The organism is Thermogutta hypogea (assembly GCF_055386265.1).
This window is the reverse complement of record NZ_AP042425.1, coordinates 3,708,800-3,729,974: the sequence shown is the minus strand read 5'-3', so window position 1 is coordinate 3,729,974 and position 21,175 is coordinate 3,708,800. Positions and strand designations below refer to the sequence as shown.

The window sequence follows — 21,175 nt, the reverse complement described above, 5'->3', positions numbered from 1 at the left end:
ACCGATGAACAAGAATAAACATTTGCTCCTCTGGTCGAGCCTCGGCGTAACCTGCCTCTTGCTGGCCGCCGCGGCGCAGGAAAACCTGTTCCGCGAGTGGCGGGGGATTCAGGGGAAGATCGCCGCCGACGAGGATCGCTTCGACATCCGGATTCGCCAGGTGGTGGCGCCGCAAACGGGCAAGGTGGACCGTTGCGTGACATGCCACGTGGGCATGGACGCGGGCGAGCGCTTGACGGCCGCGCAACCGATGGCGCGACCGCACCCGCCGGTCGTTCACGACCCCGCCGATTTCGGCTGCACCACCTGCCACGGCGGTCAGGGCGGGGCCACCGACAAGGCCGACGCCCACGGGCACGTGCCGTTTTGGCCCGCACCCATGATTCCTCCGCGCTATTCCCACGCCGGCTGCGGGAGCTGCCACACGCCGGTCGGCATCCCCGACGAAGCCGGTTTGGAGCTCGGACGCAATCTGGTGGAGCGCTACGACTGCTTGGCGTGCCACCGCATCGACGGCCGGGGAGGCACGTTGCGGCCGGCGGGGGTGGGCGGCATGGAGGGGCCCGACCTCTCCCAAATCGGCTTGCAAGGTTTCCATCCCGACTGGTATCGCACGCATTGGGAACGCGCTCAGTCCGAGGAGCAGGGCGTGTGGCACAAGGCGGTGCCGGAGATTCCGCCGCACGAGTTGGGCCTGATCGAAAGCTATCTGAACAGCCGGATCGGCGCGCCCCGATTGGCGGAAGCCCAAGCCCTGTTCCAGTCGTTGGGTTGCCGCGGATGCCACAAGATCGGCGCGGTGGGGGGCAGCGACGGCCCCGACTTGACGCAGATCGGTCTGCGCGATCCGGCCCGGCTCGACTTCACCCACGTCGCCGGCGAGCACACCTTGGCCCATTGGCTTTCCGAGCATACGCGCGATCCCGCCCGCGTCGTCCCCGGCTCCAAGATGCCGCGGCTGCACCTCAGCGACGAGCAAATCGACCTGCTGACTTATTATCTGCTTTCCCTGCGGCGGGAGGGCGCAAGTCAGGGCTATCAACCCAAGGATCGCTTGCTGGTGGAGCGTTTCGGTCGGCGGGAATTCGCCGGCGACGGGGCCGTGCTCTTCGCGACGTTCTGTTCCGGCTGCCACGGCCCGCAGGGCGAGGGCCGGCGTTTCCCCGGCAATCCCCCGTACCCGGCCGTCGGAAACCGCGACTTCCTGGCGGTCGCGGACGACGCCTTTCTCTTGGAGACGATTCGCAAGGGGCGCCCCGGGCGGCGGATGCCCGCCTTCTCCGAAGCCGAGGTCGGGCTGACCGAGCAAGAGATCGAGGCGATCGTGGAGCACTTGCGGAGCCGGGCGGGCGTGCCCTCGCCCCAGCCCGTTCACCCGCAACGACGCTGGATCGTCGCCGATGCGAACCACGGCAAGACCCTGTACGAGGCGCACTGCGCGAGTTGCCATGGGTTGGACGGGAGCGGTCCGGACGCCCCCGCCCTCCGTCATCCCAACCTGCTGACGCTCGCATCGGACGACTATTTGGTGGAGACGATCCGCCGCGGACGAACCGGGACGGCGATGCACGGTTTTTCGCTCCCCTCGCCCGCCTTCCCGGTGCTGACGCCGGAGGAGATCGCGGCGATTACGGCCTATCTACGCACGTGGGAGACTGGCAAATGAAGAACGGCGACGTTTCACGGCGGGAGTTTCTGGCGGCGGCGGCCGCGGCGGGATTCGGCGCCTTGGTTTCCTCGGCGGGGCGAGCCTGGGGGCTGGAAGCCGTTACCAACCCCTTGGCCGCCTATCCCCATCGCGATTGGGAGGAAGCCTACCGCGATCTGTGGCGCTATGATTCCAGTTTCACCTTCCTGTGCGCCCCGAACGACACGCACAATTGCCTGCTTCGGGCATACGTCCGCGCCGGCGTGGTGACGCGGATCGGCCCCACCATGCGCTACGGCGAGGCCGAGGACCTCGACGGCAACCGCGTCACCCACCGTTGGGATCCCCGCGTCTGCCAGAAGGGGCTGGCGCTCACGCGCCGATTCTATGGCGATCGCCGCGTCAACCGCTGCATGGTGCGGGAAGGATACAAACGCTGGTACGAGGCCGGCTTTCCCCGCGACGCGGACGGCCGTCCCCCGGCCGAATATTTTCAGCGGGCCCGCGATCGCTGGATTCGCATGGACCACGACCAAGCGGCCGAGATCGTGGCCGCGGCGCTGAAAAACATCGCCGAAACCTACTCCGGCGAAGAGGGTAAGCAACGCCTGACCGCGCAGGGATACGACCCCCTCACCGTGGAGGCCGTGCAGGGCGCCGGCACGCGCGTTCTCAAATTCCGCGGCGGCATGCCCCTTTTGGGAATGACACGCATCTTCGGCATGTACCGCTTCGCCAACTCGATGGCCCTGCTGGACGCCGCCATCCGCAAGGTGCCGCCCGATCAGGCCCTGGGGGCCAAGGGCTTCGACAACTACAGTTGGCACACGGACCTGCCGCCGGGGCACCCCATGGTCACGGGCCAGCAGACCGTGGAATTCGATCTTTCCGCGGTCGAATACTGCAAGACGCTGGTCGTGTGGGGGATGAATTGGATCACGACCAAGATGCCCGACGCCCATTGGCTGACCGAGGCCCGTCTCAAAGGCACGCGCGTCGTCGTGATTGCCTGCGAGTATTCGGCCACGGCGACCAAGGGAGATGACGTGGTGGTGGTGCGGCCGGGCACGACGCCGGCCTTGGCGCTCGGCCTGGCGAACGTCATCCTCCAAAACAAACTCTACGACGCCGAATATGTTCGCCGCTGGACCGACCTCCCTTTGCTGGTGCGGATGGACACCCTTCAGCGTCTGCGAGCGTCGGAAGTGTTCGGCGGAGAACCGGCGGAGCTGAAGAACGCCACGCGGGTGCTGGCGGAGGGTGAAAAGGAGCCGCCGCCCGGCCTGCAAACGGACATGCTGGTACCCGAAGCCCTGCGGCGCGAATGGGGCGACGGCGTCTGGTGGGACGAAGAGGCCGGCGTCCCGCGGGCGGTCACCCGCGATGAGGTGGGCGAACAATCGACCGTCGGCCGCGCTCTCTTGGAAGGCTCCGTGAACGTCACCCTGGCGGACGGCAGCGTCGTTCCCTGCCGGCCCGTCTTCGACTTGGTGCGGGAATACGCCGCCCATTTCGACCCCAAGACGACGGAGGAAATCACCTGGGCTCCCGCCGCGGCGGTGGAAGCCCTGGCGCGGCATTTGGCGCAAGAGCCGGGCACCACGCTGTTCGCGATCGGCATGGGACCGAATCAGTTCTTCAACAACGATAACAAGGATCGCGCCATCTTCCTGCTCGCCGCCCTGACCGGCAACGTCGGCAAACTGGGGGGCAACGTCGGCTCGTACGCGGGAAACTACCGCGTGGCCCTGCTCAACGGGGCGCCGCAATTCATCAACGAGAATCCCTTCGACATCGAAACCGACCCCGCCAAGCCGGCCCGGCCCAAGCAGTACTGGAAGCCGGAGTCGGCCCACTACTACAACCACGAGGATCATCCGCTCCGCGTCGGCAATCGCGTGTTGACGGGTTCCACGCACATCCCCACGCCCACCAAATCGCTCTGGTTCGCCAACGCCAACTCCATCCTGGGCAACGTCAAGTGGCACTACAACACGGTCGTCAACGTGTTGCCCAAGATCGAACTGATTTGCGTCAACGAATGGTGGTGGTCCACCTCCTGCGAATGGGCGGACGTGGTGTTCGGCGTCGATTCCTGGGCGGAGCTGAAGCATCCCGACATCACGGCCTCCGTCACCAATCCCTTCCTCTCGGTCTTTCCGCGGACGCCGCTGAAGCGCATTTTCACGACCCTGGGCGACATCGAGGTCTTGGCCCTGACGGCGTCCAAGTTGGCGGCGTTGACCGGGGATAAGCGATTCGAGGACTATTGGAAGTTCGTCCGCGAGGGCCGCACCGACGTGTATCTCCAGCGGATTCTGGATCACTCCGCCGACGCCAAGGGGTTCGACTTCGGCCGCTTGGAGGCGAAGGCCAAGGAGGGCGTGCCGGCCGTGCTGCAAAGCCGCACCACGCCCAAGTCGGTGGGTTACGAACAGACGGCCGATTCACGCCCTTGGTACACGAAGACGGGCCGCCTGGAGTTCTACCGCGAAGAACCGGAATTCATCGAGGCGGGCGAGAACCTGCCCGTGCATCGGGAGCCGGTCGATTCGACCTTCTACGAGCCGAACGTGATCGTGGCCCCGCCGCACGCGGCGATCCGGCCGGCCGGCCCCGAGCAATACGGCGTGGCGCGGGACGATCTCTCGTGCGAAACGCGGTGCGGTCGCAACGTCGTCCTGTCCTGGCAGGAGACCGCGAAGTCCCCTCACCCGCTGGCCAAGGACGGCTACCGCTTCGTCTTCCACACGCCCAAGTACCGCCACGGCGCGCACACCAACCCCATCGATACGGACGTGATCGCGATGCTCTTCGGCCCCTTCGGGGACGTCTATCGCCGCGACAAACGCAGCCCCTTCGCGGCCGAAGGGTACGTGGATATCAACCCGGCCGACGCCAAGGCGTTGGGCATCGAGGACGGCGACTACGTCTGGATCGACTCCGATCCCGAGGATCGCCCCTTCCGCGGTTGGCAACGGAACGCGAAGGACTACAAGTTCGCCAGGTTGCTGTGCCGAGCGAGGTACTATCCGGGCACGCCGCGGGGCGTGACGCGCATGTGGTTCAACATGTACGGCGCGACGCCGGGTTCCCAGGAAGGGCAGGAAACGCGGCCCGACGGCTTGGCCAAGAATCCGCGAACCCAGTATCAGGCCATGTTTCGCTCGGGTTCGCACCAATCCGCCACCCGCGGTTGGCTCAAGCCCACTTGGATGACCGATTCCCTGGTCTGGAAGACGATGTTCGGCCAACTCATCGGCAAGGGTTTTATGCCGGATATCCATTGCCCGACGGGCGCCCCCCGCGAGTCGATCGTCAAAATCACCCGGGCGGAACCGGGGGGGCTGGAGGGTGAGGGGCTTTGGCGGCCGGCCGAGCTGGGAATCCGCCCCACGTACGAATCCCAGGCCATGCTTCGCTACTTGCAAGGCGACTTCATCGCCCGGAACGCGTCCTCCTCCGATACCACGCAGTCCCAAACTCCGCCGAAAGGATAGCCATGGCTCCGGTCTACAATTGGCAAATCGGTCGCACGATGTCGTATTGGTATCCCGAATCGCGGCCCCGGCGGCAATTCGCGGCCGTGTTCGACACCAACAAGTGCATCGCCTGTCAGACCTGCACCCTGGCCTGCAAGACCACGTGGACTTCGGGCAAGGGGCAGGAGTATATGCTTTGGAACAACGTCGAGACCAAGCCTTACGGCAGCTATCCCCTGGCATGGGACGTGAACCTGCTTTCCGCGTTGGGGGCGCAGTCGTGGGAAGGTGATCGCTACACGGGGCGGACGATCTTCGAGGCCGCCCCCGCCGGTGAGCGCGTCCTCGGTTGGCGACCGGGGGACCTGGACTATGCCAACCCCAATGTGGGCGAGGACGATTGCATGGGTCCGGTCGAGCACGGTGCCGCCATGCAGTTGCCGCACATGTCGTGGTTCTTTTACCTGCCGCGAATCTGCAACCACTGCACGTATCCTGCCTGTCTCGCCTCCTGCCCGCGCGGCTCCATCTACAAACGCCCCGAGGACGGCATCGTCTTGGTCGATCAGGGACGCTGCCGGGGATATCGCGAGTGCGTCAAGGCCTGCCCCTACAAGAAGGTCTTCTTCAACCCCATGACGGGGACCTCCGAAAAGTGCATCGCTTGCTATCCCAAGCGGGAACAGGGGCTGCAACCGCAGTGCTTTGTGAATTGCATCGGGAAGATTCGCCTGGCGGGCTACCTTTCGCCGCCCGATGCAGCGCGACCGGATAACCCCATCGACTATTTGGTTCACGTTCGCAAACTGGCGCTCCCGCTCTTCCCGCAATTGGGCTTGGAGCCGAACGTGTACTACATTCCGCCGGTTCATGCCCCGGTGAAGTTTCTGGAGCAGCTTTTCGGGCCGCGCGCCGGGGCGGCCGTGACCGCCTACCGCAACGCGCCGAGCGACCCCGACCTGGCCGGCCTGCTCCAGCTTTTCGGTTGCACGGAACAATGGATTTCTCACTGGCGGCGGGACGGCGATTGGGTGACCGGCGCGGACGAACAGGAGCGGGAAATCGTGCGCGTTCCCCTCCGCGAGCCGGTTTACGTTCGCGAGGCCTTCGACGCGGCGCGGGGAGTCGCCAGAACCAATTGCCCCTGAGGGAGGTTGCTCATGCGTTCTCTATGGATCGGCGTCATCGCTTCGGCGTGCCTCATGGTCGTGCCGGCGGGGGGCTGCCGCAAACCCGCCGCGACCGTCCCCCTCGCCGAGGTCGCGGTCGTCACGGCGGACACCTTGCCCGACGATCCGGATGATCCGGCTTGGCGGACCGCCCCCGAGTATCGCACCGCATTGCTCTTGCAGGATCTTGTGGAACCGCGACAGATGACGGCCTCCACGCCGGAACTGCGCGTCCGTGCGATCTACGCGAGCGGGCGCCTGGCGGTGCGACTGGAGTGGGACGACGCCTCGCAAGATGACGTGGCGGGGGCGGCGGCTTTCAGCGACGCCTGCGCCGTACAGATTCCTCAAGCCGTGGAAGAGACCCTCCCGGCGCCGCAAATGGGCGAGGCGGGCCGGCCCGTGGCGATCACGCTCTGGAAGGCCGTTTGGCAACGCAACCTGCAATTGGAGGATCACGGCATTCGATCCGTTTATCCCAACGCCGTGGTGGATCACTATCCCTTCGAGGCCGCATCGCTCGAGCCGGGGTCGCCGCCGCAACGCGACATGGCGGAGCGCTACGCCCCCGCGCGGCACGTCGGCAACGATATCGCGGAACCGCAGTCGTCGCCCGTCCAAGACCTCACCTCGGAGGGGCCGGGCACGATCACCGTCCGGCCGCAGGGTTCGATCGGCCGAGGACGTCGTACGGAAACGGGCTGGGCCGTGGTCATCGTACGCGATCCGGGGCGGGGATTCGCTCCCGATCGACCCGGCCAAATCGCCTTCGCGGTGTGGGACGGCTCGCACGGCGAGGTCGGCTCGCGCAAGATGCGAACCGCGTGGATTCCTTTGAGAGTGGGAGGATCGCCGTGACAGGCCCCATCGCCGCCATCGATGCCACCGCCCGGCGACTGCTTCACGATGCCGCGTGCCGACGCTTGGCCGCGATCCTCTTCGCGCCGCCCGGCGAGGAATGGTCTCGGGAAACGGCGGCCTTGGCGCGGGAAATCGAGGACCCCGTGCTGACCGCCGCCGCCCGGCAGGCCCTGAGCGAGGCCGATCCCGCCGTTTATCACTCGACCTTCGGGCCGGGCGGACCCGTCTCGCTCCGGCAAGTCACCCATGCTCTCCACGTCACGCCGGGGGCCTTGCTGGCCGAGCTAGCCGTGTTTTACCAGGCCTTCGGTTATCAGCCCGACGCCGCCGAGCCGCCCGATCACCTCGCCGTGGAAACCGACTTCACGGCGTTCTTATTGATGAAGCAGTCGTACGCGTTGGCATGCGGCCGGGCCGACCGCGCCGGGGCCGTCGCCCAGGCCGGCGAGCGTTTTGCGGCGCAGCACCTCCGCATCCTTATCGGCGCGGTCATCAAAGGCTTGCGGCTTTTCCCCATCCCTTATATGATCGCAGCGGCGGAGTGGTTGGCGGAACGGGTCGACACCGATGCGGCGAGGGCCGCTTCGGACGATGCCGCTTCCCCTGATCCGGCGGTCCGGCAACGGTGAAACGTTTGGCGAACAATCCGGTCGTCCGGCCGGGCTTGGGTCGTTTCCCGGCGACGCCGTCGCGACCGGTTTACGATGCTCCGAGGGATGGAGGGCGTGCGAGCATACACCGGCCTTCGCGGCGGGGCCTGCCCCGTCGGGACCGGAACGGCGGACACGACGGTTCGCGTCCTTCCCGGGATTCCTTGTTCGTCCGGGAAACGGCAGCCTCACCGGATTCCTTTCCCGGCCGCTCTCGAGTAACTTTCAAATCATGCGGACTTTTCGATATCTTCGTCTCTCGCTGACGTCGGCCTGCTCGATGCGGTGCACGTATTGCCGTCCGCCGGGCTTCAAGCCGCCGCGCCACGAAACCCTGCTCGACGCCGCCGAGCTCGAAGCCGTCGTGAGACATTTGGCCGATCGCCGCGGGCTGACCAAGGTCCGTCTGACGGGCGGCGATCCCACGGCCCGGAGTGATCTGGTCGAAATCATCGAGCGATTGGCCCGAATCCCGGGGATCCGCGACCTGGCGATGACTACCAACGGCCTGATGCTGGCGCGATCAGCGCGCGAATACCGCCGCGCGGGTCTGCATCGCGTCAACGTCTCCTTGGATTCCCTGAAACCCGAAGTCTTCGCGCAGATTACCGGCCTGAACGCCCTGGATCGCGTCCGAGCGGGAATCGAAGCGGCGCTCGAAGCCGGCTTGCGGCCGCTGCGGCTGAATACCGTGGTGCTGGCCGGCCGGAACGACGGCGAACTGCTCGATCTGGTCTTGTTCGCGGCCTCCATTGGGGCCGAGATTCGCTTCATCGAATTGATGCCGATGGGACCGACGGCGGCGGGTTGGGCGGACAACTACGTGTCGGCCCAGACCATGAAGGAACGCATCGCCCCCGGCGTCGCCCAATGGGAACCGTTGCAGCACCACCGCGAATCGGCTCGAAACTATCGCCTGACCCTGAAGGATGGGCGGTCCGTTACGGTGGGATTCATCACCCCCATGAGCGTGCCGTTTTGCGATTCCTGCGATCGTTTGCGGCTGACCGCCGACGGCCGCATCTTTCCCTGCCTGATGGACGGCCCGCGCGGTTCGTTCTTCGCCGCCGTCCGCCCCCGCTTCGACGCCGAGGAGTTCGATCGTCTCTTGAACGAGGCTTGGAGCGCCAAGCCGTTGATCCATCCGACCTTGGGTTCCGCCGTGATGACGGCCGTGGGAGGTTGAGTGCATGAGCAGTACGAATCCGGAAGCTAAGGAAAAGGTTCCGCAGACCTTCAAGGATTTCATCCGCAAGTTCCCGGAGCTGGGAGCGGCCCACGAGCAGGTGGCCCAGGCCGTCGACAAGGCCGGACCCTTGGACGCCAAGACCTGCGCGCTGGTCAAGATGGGTATTTGCATGGGGGCGGGCCTGGAATCGGCCTTTCGCAGCCACGTCCGCCGAGCACTGGCCCACGGCGCGAGCGTGGAGGAGATCGAGCAAGCCGTCCTGCTGGCCATGAATACGGTGGGTTTCCCGCGGACCGTGGCCGCCTGGCAATGGGCGTGGCAGCAGATTCAACGGGATCGGGAGGAAGGGAATCGGTCCTGATGCGAGTGGAAGTGTTGCTGTTCGGGCCGTACGCGGAAAAGGCGGGGTGCCGGGCGGTATCCATGGAACTCGCCGCGCCGCAAGATCGCACGGCCGGCCGCGTGCTTCAACTCCTCGCGCAACGGCATCCCGAGTTGCGCGAGATGCTGGCGGCGGCGGTGTTGGCGGTCAATCATCGCGCCGTCCCGCCCACGCATCCCATCGGGCAGAACGACGAGCTGGCCGTGATCGGCTTGGTGAGCGGCGGATGAGCGACGAGATTCGTGCCGAAATCGTGGACGGTCCGCTGTCCGACGCCGAACCTTGGGCGGTGCCGGGGGCGGGCGCGATCTTGACCTTCGAAGGCATCGTCCGGCCGGACGAGAACGGCCGGCCCATCTCCGCCTTGGAGTACGAGAGCTACGATCCCATGGCTCGGGCGGAGCTACTCCGCCTGGCCCACCAGGCAGCCTCCAGCTTCGCCCTGCTGGGCGTGGAGGTCCTGCACAGCCGCGGCCGGGTGCCCGTCCGCCGCTGCTCCTTCCGCCTTCGCGTCGCCGCGCGCCATCGCGCGGAGGCCCTGAAGGCCGTGGAGTGGTACGTCGATCGCCTCAAGCAGGAGGTGCCGATTTGGAAACGCGCCGTCGGCGCCGACGGCAGCGCGGAGGAGACCGCATGACCCCGCGGAAGCCCGGGACGTTCGCCTACGAATCGCCTTCGCACGCCGTGCAGGCCCTGATGGATCGGCTTGCGCCGGTCGCGGTCGAGACGGTTTCGTTGCAAGAGGCGGCGGGCCGCATCCTGGCCGAGCCGCTCCTCACGGATCGCCCCAGCCCTCCTTGCGACGTCAGTGCCATGGACGGCTATGCCGTTCGGCTGGAGGATATCTGCCTGGAACGACTTGCCGTCGCGGGCGAAGTAACGGCGGGCCGAGCACCGCCCCCCATGCCGTCCGGCGCGGTCCTGCGCGTTTTCACGGGGGCGCCCATCCCGCCGGGGTGCGACGCCGTCATTCCCCGCGAGGACGTGCAGGAACTTCCCGACGCCATCGTTCTTCCCGATGCCTTCGCCGTGGAATTGGGACGGCACATCCGCCGCTGCGGGGAGAACGGGCAGGCCGGCGAGATCGTGGTCCGGCCGGGCACCGCCGTCTCTTCCGCCGTGATCGGCGCCTTGGCGGCGTTCGGCGACTCCCGTCCCACCGTTTATCGCCGCGTCCGCGTCGCGATCCTGGTCACCGGCAACGAGGTCCGCGGGCCTGACGCGGAGGTGCGGCCTTGGCAAATCCGCGACAGCAACGGCCCCGCCTTGGCGGCCATGCTGGCGTCCCTGCCTTATATCCAACTGCAAGGCCCGCGGCATGTGCCGGACGAACCGGCCGCGCTGCGGGCCGCCGCGGAGGAACTGGCCGACGCTGCCGACGCCCTGCTGTTGACCGGCGGCGTTTCGATGGGCAATTACGACTTCGTGCCCGACGTGCTCCGAGCCATGGGCTGCGAAATCGTGTTCCATAAGTTGCCGATCCGGCCGGGTAAGCCGGTCCTGGGGGCGTTGGGGCCACACGGTCAGGCCGTCGTCGGGCTGCCCGGCAACCCCGTCTCCGCCTTGGTCACCGCCCGCCGCATCGCCGTCCCCCTCTTGCGCCGCCTCGCCGGATGTGCCGTCCCGGAAGTGCCGCGGCCGGCCGTTAGGTTGCGCGAATCGGCGGGCAAACCGCTGGAGTTGTTCCGCTATCGGCTTGTGCGCAGGATCGCGGCCGGCGAAGCCGAGGCCGTGCCCACCCTGGGATCGGGAGACCTCATCAGCGCCGCCCGGAGCGACGGATTCGTGGAAATTCCCCCCTATGCCGAGGACGGCGGAGCCTGGCCCTTTTTCTCCTGGAGCGCCGCCGATGACTGATGGGTTGACTCATTTCGACGAGGCCGGATCCGCGCGGATGGTGGACGTCGGCTCCAAACCTTGGACCTCACGCCGGGCGGTCGCCGAAGGCCGCGTCCGCATCAGCCGCGCCTTGGCGGACGCGATTCAAGCCGATCGCCTGACCAAGGGAAACCTCCTAGAGACGGCCCGACTTGCCGGCATTCAAGCCGCAAAGCGGACCGCCGAGTGGATCCCCTTGTGCCATCCGCTTCCCCTCGACGCCGTAAACGTCGAGGTCCGCTTGCAGGGCGAGGCCGTGGAAATCCTAGCCGAAGTCCGCACCGTCTGGAAAACCGGCGTGGAGATGGAGGCTTTGACCGCCGTCAGCGCCGCAGCCTTGACCGTCATCGACATGGGCAAGGCCGTGGACCGCGGCATGGTGATCGAGCACATCCGGCTGGTTGAGAAGTCCGGAGGGATGCACGGCAACCGCGGCTCGCACGGCAGGGAGCGAACGGAGACGCCCATTCGGGCGGCCGTCCTGACGGTCAGCGACCGCTGCTCGCGCGGCGAGGCCGACGATACCTCCGGGCCGGCTTTGGCGGAAATGCTGCGGTCCCGCTTGGGCGCGGAGATCACGGCCGCCGCTTGCCTGCCCGACGAGCGGCTGCAAATCGCGTCCTTGCTCCGCCGCTGGGCCGGCGACGCCTCTCCGCCCGATCTGATCCTCACCACCGGCGGTACCGGCCTCAGCGCTCGCGATGTCACGCCCGAGGCCACCCGAGACGTCATCGAGCGGCGCCACGAGGGCTTGACCGAATTGATCCGCCTGCGTTGCTACGCGAAGACGCCGCGGGCATATCTTTCGCGCGGCGAGGCGGGCGTCATCGGCTCCACGCTCGTGGTCAACTTGCCCGGTTCTCGCGCCGGGGCCGTCGAATCGCTGGAAGCGCTGCTGGATGTCCTGCCCCACGCCGTCAAGACGCTTCGCGGCGAAGCTACGGACCACTCCGCGCGGGAAGCCCCTTCCGTTCGCCCTCGCGAAGGCGAGTCGCCCGCATGATCCGCCTGCCCACGTACATTCTCGCCGGCGGTCGCAGCCGCCGCTTCGGCTCGGACAAGGCGCGTGCTTTATGGCGGGAACGGCCCCTGATTCTGCATGTCGCCGACGCGGCGTCGGCCGTCGCTTCGCGCATCACCGCGGTGGCGGACCGGGCCGGCAAATACGACGACCTCGGCTTGCGAACCCTCTCGGATCGGTACGGCGGCTTGGGACCTTTGGCAGGATTGCAAGCCGCGCTCTACGATCTGAGGGAAGGAGAGCCATGGTTGCTGCTCTGCCCGTGCGACGCGCCGGGCTTGCAGCCCGAATGGCTGCAACGTTTGCTGCCCCGCCAGGACGACGATTGCGACGCCGTCGCCTTCCGCGACGAACGCCTGGAGCCGCTCCCCGCCGTCTATGCCGCTCGCTGCCTAAGGGAGGTTGAACGCCGGCTCCAAGGGAGCCAACGCAGCCTACGCGCGCTACTGGAATCGCTCCGCGTCCGCGAGGTGTCGTGCCCCGAACTTCGCGCGCGGATCTGGCAGGTCAATACTCCGCAAGATTTGGAACGTTTGCGCGAGGGCGATCGCGCGGATTGAACATCTGCCCGCGACAACACGAGCCGCCGGCATAAGCCGCGCTTGATAGCCGGTAACCGTGTGATGGCCGGTAACTTTGTCCCGACCCGCCGGCGTGCGCCGCCGGTGGAGAAGGAGCTTTGGTTAACCGGGAGCCGCCGACCGATGGTTAGTCGGCGGTTGATAGGGAATAGTTGATTGACGGCGAAACGCTGGTTGATGGGAAGCCGCCGGTTTAGGAGGAGGAGTTGGTTGACAGGGAGCCGCCGGCGTGAGCCGGCGGTGGAATCTCTGTTTCTCTTCACCGCCCGGCCGTTCGACCAAGATACTCGGCTCCAAAACAACCTCAACCGCTGGTACGACCCGGCGGTCGGCCGTTGGGTCAGCGAGGACCCGATCGGGTTTGCCGCAGGCGATGGCAATTTGTACCGCTATGCGGCAAATGTGCCCCTTCAGAGTGTCGATCCAGCGGGGAATACATATAGTGGGCGGAAGATATTCGTCTGCGTGTCTCTGGTTGCGTCGGCAGGTGCCTTGTGGGGGTTTACGTCCGGCATTTGCGCGTTCGCTTTCATCCCTGGCGAAGGCGCCGGGGGCCTGGATGCGGCCGAGGTTCTCGCCTGCGGAGCAGCGATCACGTCCGCATATGCCACAACCGTTGCTGGTATCGACGTGTGTCTTGATGCGGGTTGTCATTCAGCGGTAGCATATCTCTATCAGATAAAACGCGATTTGGAATGGCTCAAAGCAAGTGCCAGTAGCATTGCTGCCACTATTGGGGTCGACTTATGGAGCCGTTGACTGCGTGGGAACGAGCGGCAATTCGCCGTGCATGGCGCATGAATCTCTTTCTCAGACGATTAGTGGTGCTCGTGATTGCTATCGGCCCGACGGCGGTAGCCTTGAGCTTCTTGTTGGCGAGCGTTATCACTCCGAATGAAGGTCTTGCAATCTTTGCGCTGGCGTTTCTGGGCGGTGGGATGATCGCGGCAGCCTCCCTTGGCACGGCGACCTTCTATGAGGGGGTCATCCAGAAGCTTCTCAGTGTGCTTCAGCAGACAGGCTTTGATATAGACGAGTGCCTGTCGTTAGGGAGGTTGCCTGTTCACCACGGCTCGCGCTGTGCTCCGGGAGGTGAGCAGGATCAGCGTGGGCAGGAGAGGTTGCGTCCGCGCGACACGGGCAGAGAAAACCCGGATGGCTCTGGAAATGTGTACGGCATCTCAGATTTCGCGGCTCGGTTTTTACCCTCGGAAATCCAGTTAATCCAGCAGGCAATTAGGTGCAACGTTCGCCGTGCAAAGGTCGCAACAGTAATTGGGACGCTGTTTGGCACGCTGCTGGCAGTTGCGTGGATCACCGTGGCGATAGCGTATTCTTGGCGCGATCAACTCATTGGCGGCATGGCCGCACTGTTATTCTTGCCAATCTTAGCCTTTGGTCGCACCGTCATAATACGTCTTTTCCAGATCATCCAGAAAATGGCAGCCGTCATGGAGCAGGAAGGAATTAAGAGTATTCCGATTGTGAACACTTGGGCATCAACGCAGCAGGACCGGTAACGCGGTCTTGGCGATGGCAAACCAGGGCGAAATAGCTAAGGCCGAATAAGGCAGTGGCTTGGCGGTATTCTTGTACCAGGTGTTGTGAGATTTCCGGTTAGGGAACGGGTCCGATTCAGAGGAGCGGCAAGGTAGCCGGGGCGGGAAGATTGGGCGTGCAAGGGCGAATCCGAAGCTTCGGAGGCGGCTGAGAGTGATCGGGGGAGAAAGACCAGAGGACCCCTCCGCTCTCCCCGTTGCTGCAAGCGAGGTCGGGCATGAGCGGGAACGCACAAATTGTGCTCAACTTCCGCCGAAGCGGGTCGCCCCCCACCTGCAGCGGGCGGGTATGTGGCTCGGTGACACCTACGGTAGAAACAAAGGATATGGTGGCGCATTCCGTGTGCGGCCCGGCCGTGGACCAGATTCTGGCCGAGGAAGAAGTTGACGGCGGCACGGCGGACCTGGTTCAATGGACGCTGACGGACCACCTGAACACGGTGCGGGACATCGCCAAGTACGACCCGCAGATGTGCACCACGACCGTGGTCAACCACCTGGTCTATGACGCCTTCGGCCGCGTCACGTCGGAGAGCAACCCGGCGGTGGACAGCCTCTTTCTCTTCACCGCCCGACCCTTTGACGCCGATACGCGCCTGCAAAACAATCTCAACCGCTGGTACGACCCGCGCGTCGGCCGCTGGCTGAGCGAGGACCCGATCCGCTTCGCCGCCGGCGATGAGAACCTGTACCGATATGTGCACAACGGGGTGCTCTTACTCACTGACGCGACCGGCCTTGCTTGTAGCGCCGCCGTGTACACCTCACCAGTGCTTGGAACGCCATTCAATCACACATGTATTCAGGTGGAGCGAGATGAGGTTCGTAACATTCTCGACCACTATGAGCGCAGGCTCGAGTGGGTGCAAGCAGTTCCGCCAACCCCGTATTACGACGAGTGTGGGCGTCTTTGGGAAACGCCTGGGCAGATTTCGCTTCTCCCTGTGCTTATCCCGGTTTATCGGCAAATGCTTGTTCACACGGTGTACGCAATTGAACTAACGCGCGGACCGTTTAGCGGTACGCTCGGGCCAAACGGATCCATCCTGGGAAGTGGGCCGATCGCGACAAGTGTCGGCAATCTGCCTGGCGCCAGTTGGGTCCTAGTAATGAGAGAAGGGCGCTGCGCCGGAACACGCCACGAAATCACCCCCGGAAGCGTGGATCCGTGTAGCCTTGCTCAGTCCGTGATTGTCCAGGCGATACTAGTTGGGCAATCAGCAACCGGGAGGCCATACTACATTTTCGGCCCAGGTGGCGAGTGGTTGGGCAGCGAGGCCAACACATGCAACACCGCCACATGGGAGATTCTTACTGGTGCGGGAGTAATGATAGGCAGTGGATGGGGGCCATACGAACCTGGCTGGGGCCACCCTTTTTACGCACGATGATGAAACGTCCGGTCGGTCGCATTGCGCGCCTGGTCGCAGAACTCTTTCACGGCGCACGCTCTCATGGAGGTTGATCCGATGGAACGAATTACGACCTGCAAAAGGTGCCTTGTCCTGCGCCTTGTCTCTTGCGTCTTCTCTGTCGCCACCATCGGTGACTGCGTATCAGGCCCGATACGTGAGCCGGCCTGCGCCGCTGAGTCTCCGTCGTACATCCGGGCAGGCGAACTGCCGCAGGATATCGATCGGGCTCTCTGGTGGCTGCCGGACAGCACGGAAACGATTTTGGTCTCGAGGGGCAACGTACCGCGTGCAGAGCTCCGCCGTGGCTCGCCCGGCGAAGGCATGGGCGGTGCGCCCTTCCTGCCGTCGCCGCAAGGGTACTGTTATCCGAAGCAGGACTATCCGCCTGAAGACCTAGTAGCCATGCACTGCATCGAGCCGCTGGCCTATTATCGGCGCATTTACCCACCTGATGTTCGGCACAGGTTGATAAACGCGTTCTATTCCCCGCGGAGTGCGACCCTATTCATGAAGGCGCTCTGCTGGGACAGGGATGGTACCCGGCAAACGTGCGACATCGTCATGTTTTGCGATAATAGGGCGTCTCGACTCGTGGGAGCTTTGGCGGCTTCGGGAAGCGTAGTGCAGACAACCGGCGGGGTGGAGATAGGTGAAGTGGATCTGAACCAGGAGCCGTCCGCCGTACCCGATATTCGGGGCGGGCAGCGCCAGGAACCACCGAAGGCCGACCTACGATGGGTAGCCGCTTTACGGCCCGATGTGTACGTGTGCAGTACAAGCTTGGACCTCCTCAAGGTCATTATTGCCCGTAGCGCACAACGGGCTGCGACTCGCGCTTTACCGGCTTCACTCCCGGAATGGCAATACGTTAATCCGGCACAGCCCACGTGGGGTGTGCGGCACTATCGCACTGCAACGGCAGACAAGCGTGCCCTATCGATGTTGCAATGGGATCCAGAGGCCGTAGGGTTGGTCTTCTTTGGCGGCAACGATCCCGCGCCGTATTTCGCCTTGAGATACCTGTCTAACTCAGAATCGGGTGGCACCCGTATTCTGCGCATGCAGTGTGAGTGGTGGGGCATTCCCGTCGAGAGCGAATTGCGTCATCAGCTTCCGCCATGGCGTCCGAAGGGGAATAAATGCTTTGAAAGCCGAATGCGAATAAATGTACCCCGGGATCAAGCGCAGGGTAGCCCCTTCACGGACTTGCCCATAGACGTCACGTGGTTTTTCAGTATGAGTTCTATGTACCTCCCCTGGCTGGGCTTTCCGTCACCAGCGGCGGGGGTTCCCGCGGTTATGATGCAGCGGTAATGAACGCACGGAGATCGTTATCGAGCACGTAACAACACGGCACGGCATCGGGCGGCATACGGGGCGCTTGCCCACCGCGCCGCTGACACACCGCTACGTAAACGCGTGGCGCCCCCGAGATGTTCCCGGACGAGATTTACAGCGCGGCTGGGCGCGTGCCGCTCTACAACCCCAGGAGAGAGATCGGCGCTGAAAGGGATCCGGGTGACCGCATTTGGCTCTTAGGCTCCTAACCCCAGGACATGCAGCTCCACCACCTCCGAGAGCGCAACCTATGGAGTCCCGCGGTGGGATTTGCCCTCAGCCGGCTCGCTGACGCTAGCCACGCTCTCCCAAAAGGAGAGGGCGAACCACCGTGTGCCATCCGTCACACGGAATTGCAGCCATCATTTTGATTGACACCCGCACGGCGGATTTGGTAGCCTGGACGTTGGCGGACCACCTGAACACGGTGCGGGACATCGCCAAGTACGACCCGCAGACGGGGACCACGACCGTGGTCAACCACCTGGTCTATGACGCCTTCGGCAAGGTGACGTCGGAGAGCAACCCGGCGGTGGACAGCCTCTTTCTCTTCACCGCCCGACCCTTTGACGCCGACACGGGCCTGCAAAACAATCTCAACCGCTGGTACGACCCGGCCGTCGGAAGGTGGCTGAGCGAGGACCCGATAGGCTTCAATGCGGGTGATGAGAATCTGTACCGGTACGCGGGCAATGGACCGGTTGATTTCGTTGATCCGCTCGGATTGTGGATAGGACCATGCACAGCGTGTTTGCGTCCAACACCGATTCCTATGCCCATTCGTCCCATCCCTGTGCCGGTTCGTCCGGTCCCACCAATCCGTCCGCTCCCACCAACCAACCCGATTTTGGGGCCGAAGCCGCCACTACCGCCGCCTTTTCCTTTTCCTTCTCCGCGTCCTGACTACCCGCCGCTTCCAGATGCCCCACCGCAACCAGGACCATTCCAGCCCGGAACGCCCAAACCACCGGGAGAAGAGATGTGCCCGCCGGGAGACTGCTCGGAAGCTGAGTACCACCGGCTGCGCCAGGAAGTTGTTGACAAGTGCAAGTCTCCGCCGCCGCCGGTATGTACTGGCAACACTCTGTTCGTGAGTTGCGCCGAGCTGGACAGAAGGAGGGAAGCGTGGAACGACTGTTTCAATGCTCGGTACAATTTGGATACGAAGTGCTTCCGTGGCGGGGATGAGGGGCATCAATACCAGCGTAAATGGGCAGCTTACCACCGCGACATGTGCGAGTATAAGTACCATTGGTGGAACTGCGGAGGTAGCTCGTATCCCAACTGGCCTGGTGGAGGAATGGAAATCGCGTGAAGACAACCTATGGAATCGCAGCCTGCCCCTACGCCGAGACCGCCCTGCCGATTATTCGTGATCCTGGCTCGTGATGCGCCGACGGCGTTGATTCTGCGGCGTGGTCCAAGCAAGTGGTATCACCTGATACGATGGCGCATGGACGATGATACCTTTGAGCCAGGGGCTTGGTTTCACGGCAGAATCTACGAAGAACGGTGCGATCTTTCACCGGACGGCGAACTCGCGCTCTGCTTTTGCCACGGTGGGGCGTACCGGCCCGGTTATACCGATTCATGGACTGCGGTTAGCCGGGCACCCTGGCTTCATGCTCTCACGCTTTGGCCCTGGGGGACAACCTATGGCGGCGGTGGGCGGTTCGTAGACAATCGGAGGCTGATCCTTCGCGCCAACATGCCTGTGGAGACACACCCGGATCATCCTGTACAGGGAATCGAGGTTATCTACGGCAGGGCAGAATACCACCGTTCAAGTGCGGAAGTGGACGGTGCCGATTGGTCGGGTCGAGACCATGCTGGTTGCTTGATATTCGCCCAGCACGGAAAGTTATATCGGCGCGACCAAGGGAGCGACCGCGAAATCATAGACCTGAATGAATTGCATCCTGACCCGCGCCCAGCGCCGGATTGGGCCAAAAAGCCGCTCGCCGCGAATGCGCCGCGCGGCTGAACCTGCTGATGGTGAATGATAGCGGCCGGTGTTGGCTTGCCCACGACACCATCCAAAGTTCACTGATTCACGGCCGGGTCAAACATCGCCGCCGGGCGGCTTTTGGTCGTGCCTTTGGGCCGGTCTCGGGATTGGGTTAAGTGCGGCCTCCGGAGGTTTGCATCTCGCCCGGTGACCGCGCCTGACCGCCCCACACCTTGTGCAAAGCAAACGTTCCGGGGGACTTCGTATGACCGTCGCTGTAACGCTAATTGTGCTCGTTGGTGCGGCTTGTGCGGTTGTTTCCATAGCATGTATGTTCCGCCGCCGATGGTGGCCGGCATTCCTGCTTGCGCTTCCGGCTTTGTATGTCATACTGGGTGGGACGATTGCAGTCATCAAGGGAGAACTCATTAGAGATGCACGACACAAGGCGATGGAAAGAGGCGATATTCCCAGGGAAGAAGCTGTTCGCAAATAGGGCGGCTGATTGGTTCACGTAGGCCGCACTACCCGCCGCCGGGCTCGACAAAGAGCAAGTGCGGTTCCGGGGGCTGATCGCTCGTGTGGGCACTCTACCTCGACCTTCGGGCCTCTGGTATGCACGCTCGCGTAGGACGTTGCCGCACCGGCAGCCCTAGGGCCCGGCCGCGGCTGTGCCCCTCACCCGGCTCGCTTGCGCTCGCCACCCTCTCCCCGCGGGAGAGGGCGAACCACAGCGTTCCGTCTGTCACACGAAATTGCCGCCATCATTTTGATTGACGGCGGCACGGCGGATTTGGTAGCCTGGACGTTGACGGACCACCTGAACACGGTGCGGGACATCGCCAAGTACGACCCCGGCACGGATACTATCACTGTGGTCAACCACCTGGTCTACGACGCATTCGGCAACGTGACCAGCGAGACGGATCCCACGGTAGACAGCCTGTTTTTGTACACTGCCCGGCCGTTTGACGAGGACACCGGGCTACAGAACAACTTGAACCGCTGGTACGACGCAGCGGTAGGCCGCTGGCTGAGCGAGGACCCGATTGGCTATAGAGGCGGGATGAACCTGTACGAGTACGTGGACGACAATCCTCTCACGCGTAGTGATCCAACCGGGCTTGTGCCAATTTCCTGCGAGTGCAAGTATGTACGCTATGGCGGCTTCCAGGGTTGGACGACATATCAGTCGGTGACGGTCGATTGCACAGGGCTGGCATCGAACTGCTGTAGCGCTGCCTGCACGTCTGACGATCCCTTGGTCACTGCATCTTGGACCGGACAATGGAACGTGGTCGGCGCGGGACCGGATAATCCTGCGCCTTCCTTGTGCGAGCGCGTTCCTTGGCAATCGTTGACGGGACTGGACTGCATCGCCTGCTGCATCGAACAAAACAGTCTCCCTGCCAAGGTGCAAATTGCCATCGCTGGAACTGGCGTTGCGCTCAGGCCACCGGTCCCCAAAGGGATAGTCTTGCCTGGACAATCGACAACTACCAACTACTGGGTCCGGCAGTGCATCCGGGGTGGCGCGTCGAAGAATGTCACCTTGGGCGTGAGAATTGCAGGCAGAGTCGGTGTCGCCGTGTTGTTAATCGAAGGTGGGTACGATTGTTGTCTCATAGGTGCTTGCATAGAGCGATGTCTAACCAAAAGCTAGACCATACACCGGATCAGTGGTCTCTCCTGCACATTCTCCTGCGTGTTCAGCCTGGTCGAGTGCCGGGGTGGTTTCTCTCGCGGTCCATGTGCGGTGGCTTCGACGTATTGACCACATGCGGTGCGGCTGGCATCTTCCTGATCGTATCCCTTATTCAAGCACAAGCCGGCGCCTCCCTGGCAGCGCTGAGTGTTATTCCTTCGTTTGCGTTGTTCCTGTTGGTGTATATTCCCTTCGCATCGAAGGAGTATCGCGCCCGAAGGAAGATGCGCCAGCAACAAGAGACAGGCGACCGTGAGCCACCGGAGCGATGAACTGGGCGGTGAGCACTGCTGGCTTGTCCAGCAGTGCTCACCTGTGGCCGCCACCTTCTCGAATCACAGATTCACAG

The 21,175-nt window shown here is 63.9% G+C and carries 18 protein-coding genes and 1 pseudogene; 18 read left to right on the top strand and 1 reads right to left on the bottom strand.

Features of this window, described 5'->3' with window-relative positions:
* Nucleotides 1–4: 4 nt before the first annotated feature.
* The 16 genes and pseudogenes from ACZ5B4_RS13425 to ACZ5B4_RS13350 all read left to right on the top strand — a co-directional run.
* The gene (locus ACZ5B4_RS13425; protein ID WP_464911738.1) at nt 5–1,666 is read left to right on the top strand and encodes a c-type cytochrome; all 1,662 of its coding nucleotides are present in this window, start codon (nt 5–7) and stop codon (nt 1,664–1,666) included.
* Entirely contained in the window at nt 1,663–5,148 is a 3,486-nt protein-coding gene (locus ACZ5B4_RS13420) for a molybdopterin-dependent oxidoreductase (protein ID WP_464911737.1), read from the top strand. The genes ACZ5B4_RS13425 and ACZ5B4_RS13420 overlap by 4 nt, the downstream gene beginning before the upstream one ends.
* Before the next feature lie 2 nt (nt 5,149–5,150).
* Nucleotides 5,151–6,278 (top strand): 4Fe-4S dicluster domain-containing protein, encoded by a 1,128-nt coding sequence (locus ACZ5B4_RS13415; protein ID WP_464911736.1) that lies wholly within the window; start codon nt 5,151–5,153, stop codon nt 6,276–6,278.
* 12 nt (nt 6,279–6,290) lie between these two features.
* Entirely contained in the window at nt 6,291–7,157 is an 867-nt protein-coding gene (locus tag ACZ5B4_RS13410) for an ethylbenzene dehydrogenase-related protein (RefSeq protein ID WP_464911735.1), read from the top strand.
* Nucleotides 7,154–7,789, top strand: coding sequence for a molecular chaperone TorD family protein (locus ACZ5B4_RS13405; RefSeq protein WP_464911734.1), 636 nt, complete (start codon nt 7,154–7,156; stop codon nt 7,787–7,789). The genes ACZ5B4_RS13410 and ACZ5B4_RS13405 overlap by 4 nt, the downstream gene beginning before the upstream one ends.
* Before the next feature lie 253 nt (nt 7,790–8,042).
* Entirely contained in the window at nt 8,043–8,996 is a 954-nt protein-coding gene (moaA, locus tag ACZ5B4_RS13400; RefSeq protein ID WP_464911733.1) for a GTP 3',8-cyclase MoaA, read from the top strand.
* A 4-nt stretch (nt 8,997–9,000) separates the two neighbouring features.
* Nucleotides 9,001–9,360 (top strand): carboxymuconolactone decarboxylase family protein, encoded by a 360-nt coding sequence (locus ACZ5B4_RS13395; RefSeq protein WP_464911732.1) that lies wholly within the window; start codon nt 9,001–9,003, stop codon nt 9,358–9,360.
* Nucleotides 9,360–9,611, top strand: a complete 252-nt coding sequence (locus ACZ5B4_RS13390) for a MoaD/ThiS family protein (protein ID WP_464911731.1) — start codon at nt 9,360–9,362, stop codon at nt 9,609–9,611. The genes ACZ5B4_RS13395 and ACZ5B4_RS13390 overlap by 1 nt, the downstream gene beginning before the upstream one ends.
* Nucleotides 9,608–10,018 carry a molybdopterin synthase catalytic subunit gene (locus ACZ5B4_RS13385; RefSeq protein WP_464911730.1) on the top strand — a complete coding sequence of 137 codons (411 nt, stop codon included), beginning with the start codon at nt 9,608–9,610 and terminating at the stop codon, nt 10,016–10,018. Before ACZ5B4_RS13390 ends, ACZ5B4_RS13385 begins: the two co-directional genes overlap by 4 nt.
* Nucleotides 10,015–11,238: a molybdopterin molybdotransferase MoeA gene (locus ACZ5B4_RS13380; protein WP_464911729.1), complete on the top strand. Its 1,224-nt coding sequence runs from the start codon at nt 10,015–10,017 to the stop codon at nt 11,236–11,238. Before ACZ5B4_RS13385 ends, ACZ5B4_RS13380 begins: the two co-directional genes overlap by 4 nt.
* The gene (gene moaCB, locus ACZ5B4_RS13375; RefSeq protein ID WP_464911728.1) at nt 11,231–12,262 is read left to right on the top strand and encodes a bifunctional molybdenum cofactor biosynthesis protein MoaC/MoaB; all 1,032 of its coding nucleotides are present in this window, start codon (nt 11,231–11,233) and stop codon (nt 12,260–12,262) included. Before ACZ5B4_RS13380 ends, moaCB begins: the two co-directional genes overlap by 8 nt.
* Nucleotides 12,259–12,840, top strand: a complete 582-nt coding sequence (mobA, locus tag ACZ5B4_RS13370) for a molybdenum cofactor guanylyltransferase (RefSeq protein WP_464911727.1) — start codon at nt 12,259–12,261, stop codon at nt 12,838–12,840. The genes moaCB and mobA overlap by 4 nt, the downstream gene beginning before the upstream one ends.
* 198 nt (nt 12,841–13,038) lie before the next feature.
* Nucleotides 13,039–13,620, top strand: a complete 582-nt coding sequence (locus tag ACZ5B4_RS13365; RefSeq protein WP_464914027.1) for an RHS repeat-associated core domain-containing protein — start codon at nt 13,039–13,041, stop codon at nt 13,618–13,620.
* A complete protein-coding gene (locus ACZ5B4_RS13360) occupies nt 13,608–14,381 on the top strand; it encodes a hypothetical protein (RefSeq protein ID WP_464911726.1) in 774 nt (257 codons plus the stop codon). The genes ACZ5B4_RS13365 and ACZ5B4_RS13360 overlap by 13 nt, the downstream gene beginning before the upstream one ends.
* A gap of 365 nt (nt 14,382–14,746) precedes the next feature.
* Nucleotides 14,747–15,811 (top strand): RHS repeat-associated core domain-containing protein, encoded by a 1,065-nt coding sequence (locus ACZ5B4_RS13355; protein WP_464911725.1) that lies wholly within the window; start codon nt 14,747–14,749, stop codon nt 15,809–15,811.
* A gap of 1,693 nt (nt 15,812–17,504) precedes the next feature.
* Nucleotides 17,505–17,888: pseudogene (locus tag ACZ5B4_RS13350) on the top strand (RHS repeat-associated core domain-containing protein); the annotation flags it as partial.
* A gap of 55 nt (nt 17,889–17,943) precedes the next feature.
* Here the strand turns inward: ACZ5B4_RS13350 and ACZ5B4_RS13345 are convergent.
* Entirely contained in the window at nt 17,944–18,117 is a 174-nt protein-coding gene (locus tag ACZ5B4_RS13345) for a hypothetical protein (protein WP_464914045.1), read from the bottom strand.
* Between the two features lie 35 nt (nt 18,118–18,152).
* Here ACZ5B4_RS13345 and ACZ5B4_RS13340 point away from each other — a divergent pair, with 35 nt between their 5' ends.
* On the top strand, nt 18,153–18,488 hold the full coding sequence (locus tag ACZ5B4_RS13340; protein ID WP_464914026.1) for a hypothetical protein: 336 nt from the start codon (nt 18,153–18,155) through the stop codon (nt 18,486–18,488).
* A 1,402-nt stretch (nt 18,489–19,890) separates the two neighbouring features.
* Nucleotides 19,891–20,784, top strand: a complete 894-nt coding sequence (locus ACZ5B4_RS13335) for an RHS repeat-associated core domain-containing protein (RefSeq protein WP_464911724.1) — start codon at nt 19,891–19,893, stop codon at nt 20,782–20,784.
* Nucleotides 20,785–21,175: the final 391 nt, after the last annotated feature.

Coding starts and splice junctions, on each gene's coding strand:
- ACZ5B4_RS13385 (WP_464911730.1), top strand. CDS start 9,608: ATGAGCGACGAGATTCGTGCCGAAATCGTGGACGGTCCGCTGTCCGAC.
- ACZ5B4_RS13390 (WP_464911731.1), top strand. CDS start 9,360: ATGCGAGTGGAAGTGTTGCTGTTCGGGCCGTACGCGGAAAAGGCGGGG.
- mobA (WP_464911727.1), top strand. CDS start 12,259: ATGATCCGCCTGCCCACGTACATTCTCGCCGGCGGTCGCAGCCGCCGC.
- ACZ5B4_RS13345 (WP_464914045.1), bottom strand. CDS start 18,117: ATGGTCCTGGTTGCGGTGGGGCATCTGGAAGCGGCGGGTAGTCAGGAC.
- ACZ5B4_RS13365 (WP_464914027.1), top strand. CDS start 13,039: ATGGGAAGCCGCCGGTTTAGGAGGAGGAGTTGGTTGACAGGGAGCCGC.
- ACZ5B4_RS13410 (WP_464911735.1), top strand. CDS start 6,291: ATGCGTTCTCTATGGATCGGCGTCATCGCTTCGGCGTGCCTCATGGTC.
- moaCB (WP_464911728.1), top strand. CDS start 11,231: ATGACTGATGGGTTGACTCATTTCGACGAGGCCGGATCCGCGCGGATG.
- ACZ5B4_RS13415 (WP_464911736.1), top strand. CDS start 5,151: ATGGCTCCGGTCTACAATTGGCAAATCGGTCGCACGATGTCGTATTGG.
- moaA (WP_464911733.1), top strand. CDS start 8,043: ATGCGGACTTTTCGATATCTTCGTCTCTCGCTGACGTCGGCCTGCTCG.
- ACZ5B4_RS13355 (WP_464911725.1), top strand. CDS start 14,747: ATGGTGGCGCATTCCGTGTGCGGCCCGGCCGTGGACCAGATTCTGGCC.
- ACZ5B4_RS13425 (WP_464911738.1), top strand. CDS start 5: ATGAACAAGAATAAACATTTGCTCCTCTGGTCGAGCCTCGGCGTAACC.
- ACZ5B4_RS13360 (WP_464911726.1), top strand. CDS start 13,608: ATGGAGCCGTTGACTGCGTGGGAACGAGCGGCAATTCGCCGTGCATGG.
- ACZ5B4_RS13420 (WP_464911737.1), top strand. CDS start 1,663: ATGAAGAACGGCGACGTTTCACGGCGGGAGTTTCTGGCGGCGGCGGCC.
- ACZ5B4_RS13340 (WP_464914026.1), top strand. CDS start 18,153: ATGTGCCCGCCGGGAGACTGCTCGGAAGCTGAGTACCACCGGCTGCGC.
- ACZ5B4_RS13395 (WP_464911732.1), top strand. CDS start 9,001: ATGAGCAGTACGAATCCGGAAGCTAAGGAAAAGGTTCCGCAGACCTTC.
- ACZ5B4_RS13380 (WP_464911729.1), top strand. CDS start 10,015: ATGACCCCGCGGAAGCCCGGGACGTTCGCCTACGAATCGCCTTCGCAC.